3 protein-coding genes are annotated in these 2,478 nt (G+C 57.7%); all 3 read left to right on the top strand.

Annotation, left to right across the window (positions count from 1 at the left end; translation table 11 throughout):
- Positions 1-83 precede the first annotated feature (83 nt).
- The 3 genes from tnpA to tnpC are packed head-to-tail and all read left to right on the top strand — an operon-like array spanning position 84 to position 2,449.
- Positions 84-401, top strand: coding sequence for an IS66 family insertion sequence element accessory protein TnpA (gene tnpA / locus ACT3XD_RS19460; RefSeq protein ID WP_035565170.1), 318 nt, complete (start codon positions 84-86; stop codon positions 399-401).
- Complete coding sequence (gene tnpB, locus ACT3XD_RS19455) at positions 401-769, top strand: IS66 family insertion sequence element accessory protein TnpB (protein ID WP_035565167.1); 369 nt, start codon at positions 401-403, stop codon at positions 767-769. Before tnpA ends, tnpB begins: the two co-directional genes overlap by 1 nt.
- A gap of 45 nt (positions 770-814) precedes the next feature.
- Positions 815-2,449 (top strand): IS66 family transposase, encoded by a 1,635-nt coding sequence (gene tnpC / locus ACT3XD_RS19450; protein WP_035565164.1) that lies wholly within the window; start codon positions 815-817, stop codon positions 2,447-2,449.
- Positions 2,450-2,478 lie beyond the last annotated feature (29 nt).

Below are 2,478 nucleotides of genomic sequence, written 5' to 3'. Positions count from 1 at the left end.
GTAAGCGCCCATAAATCGGCACCTACAGCCACGCCCTGAAATTGCCCACACTGATTTCCTCATAAACACCAGGAGGAATCAGCATGACACACGCCGAACGCAAACGTCTCTGGCAGCAGCATATCGAGGACTGGCAGGCGTCGGGTTTGTCCGGCATGGCCTACTGCCAGCAGCAATCACTGACTTATTGCCGCTTTGTTTACTGGCGCAAAAAGCTGGCCGAACCGGAGACAGCGGTTCCGGAGCAACCCGTGTCGTCGCCTGGGTTTGCCAAGGTATCGGCAGTGCCTGGTCCGGAGTCGTCAGAAGGATTAACGGTGTCATTGCCCGGCGGCGTCTCGATCACCGGCCTGCACGCTGGCAATGTGGAGTTGCTCGGTGCCGTGCTGAGGCAACTGTAATGCGCCACCGCTATCTGCGCCCCTCCTGGGACCTGCCGGAGATATACCTGTATCGACAGCCTGTCGATTTCCGCAAGCAGGCCAATGGGCTGGCGCTGATTGTCGAGCAGGAGCTGGGGCACAGCCCGTTCTCCGGCGCGCTTTATGCGTTCACCAACCGGCAGCGCAACAAGATTAAGTGTCTGATGTGGGAAGACAACGGCTTTGTGCTTTACTACAAGTCTCTGGCCGAGGAAAAATTTAAATGGCCGGGCCCGTCGGATGAGCTGATGCCGCTGAACGGCGAGCAGATCAACTGGTTGCTGGACGGCTACGACATCACCCTGCTGCAGGGCCATAAAACCCTGCATTATGAGAGCGTTGGGTAGCACTTTTTAAGTGTGTCAGGGCGTTGTTTTTGCTATCATTTCGCCATGAAAACAATGCCTGATAACACGCCCAAAACACCCGATTTCAGCGGTCTCTCGCCCGCTGAAATGGCGGCGGTTATCAACGATTTGCAGGAACAACTGGCCGCGAAAGAAGCGGCTCTGCAGAGTCAGTTGCAGCAGCATGATGAGGCCCTCCGGCGTCGCGACAATTACATCGCCATTCTCGAAGAGCTGCTGCGTCACAAGAAGATCCAGCAGTTCGCCGCAAGCAGTGAAAAACAGCCCAACCAGATCGTGTTGTTCGATGAAGCCGAGCTGGAAGTGGCGATTGACGAACTACGCGACGAACTCCCTGACGATGTGGAAGAAGCCGATGCGCCGCCTCGCTCCCGCAAGCGCCGCCAACGCGGCTTCTCCGACACGCTTTTGCGTGAGCGTATTGAGCTGACCCTCAGCGACGACGAGAAAGCCGGCGCCAGCAAGACCTTCTTCACCAAAGTGAAAGAAGAGCTGGAGTATATCCCGGCCCAACTGAAAGTCCTGGAGTACTGGCAGGAAAAGGCGGTGTTCGAACAAGACGGCCAAGAGCATGTCATTGCGGCCGCCCGGTCCAAGCACCCACTGGGCAAGTGCATTGCCACACCGTCACTACTGGCTTACCTGATCACCTCCAAGTACGCCGATGGCCTGCCACTGTACCGGCAGGAGCAGATGTTCAAGCGCCTGGGTCATGACCTGAGCCGCACCAGCATGGCCCACTGGATCATCCGCCTGAACGACGTGTTCAAACCGCTGATGACCCTGATACGTGAAACCCAGAACGGCAGTGACTACCTGCAGGCCGATGAAACCCGGATCCAGGTGCTCAAGGAGGATGGCAAAAAAGCCCAATCGGACAAGTGGATGTGGGTGACCCGGGGTGGTCCACCGGGAAAACCCTCGGTGCTGTTCGAGTATGATCCATCACGAGGTGGCAAGGTGCCGGTGCGCCTGCTGGATGACTTCCAGGGCATCCTGCAAGCCGATGGCTATTCCGGCTATGGACAAGTCTGCCGTGAAAACGGCCTGACCCGCATCGGTTGTTGGGACCATGCCCGACGCAAGTTCGTGGAAGCCTCCCGGGCCGCGCCAGCCAAGGGCAAAAAAGGCCAGCCATCGAAAGCCGATGTGGCCCTCAGCCACATCCGCAAACTGTACGCCGTCGAGAAAGCCGCGAACGAACTGAGCGACGCCGAGCGCTATCGCGTGCGCCAGGAAAAAAGCCTGCCGCTGCTGAATGCCTTCAAGGCCTGGCTGGATAAAAACACCAGCAAAGTACTGAAGGGCTCGCTCACCCGCAAGGCGATGGATTACACCCTGAACCAGTGGGATACCCTGGTGGGCTACTGTGAACGTGGCGACCTGAAAATCAGCAACGCGGGTGCCGAGAATGCCATCCGCCCGTTCGCTCTGGGAAGAAAAGCCTGGCTGTTCGCCGATACCTCGCAGGGCGCGAAAGCCAGCGCCACCTGTTACTCGCTGATCGAAACGGCCAAGGCCAACGGACTGGAGCCGTCGGCTTACATCCATCATGTGCTGACGCACATCGCCGATGCAGTTACCCTCGAACAACTCGAAACGCTCTTACCCTGGAATGCAGAGCTGCCAGCTTTAAAAAATGTGGCTCAATACGGTTAGGGCAAGTGGGTCGGTTTAATGGCGCTTAC

This window comes from Halomonas sp. AOP7-B1-5, assembly GCF_052353045.1.
Classification (GTDB): Bacteria; Pseudomonadota; Gammaproteobacteria; order Pseudomonadales; family Halomonadaceae; genus Vreelandella; species Vreelandella colorata.
The sequence above is the reverse complement of the archived record's forward strand: the minus strand, read 5'-3'. Positions and strand labels throughout refer to the sequence as shown.

Coding starts and splice junctions, on each gene's coding strand:
- tnpA (WP_035565170.1), top strand. CDS start 84: ATGACACACGCCGAACGCAAACGTCTCTGGCAGCAGCATATCGAGGAC.
- tnpB (WP_035565167.1), top strand. CDS start 401: ATGCGCCACCGCTATCTGCGCCCCTCCTGGGACCTGCCGGAGATATAC.
- tnpC (WP_035565164.1), top strand. CDS start 815: ATGAAAACAATGCCTGATAACACGCCCAAAACACCCGATTTCAGCGGT.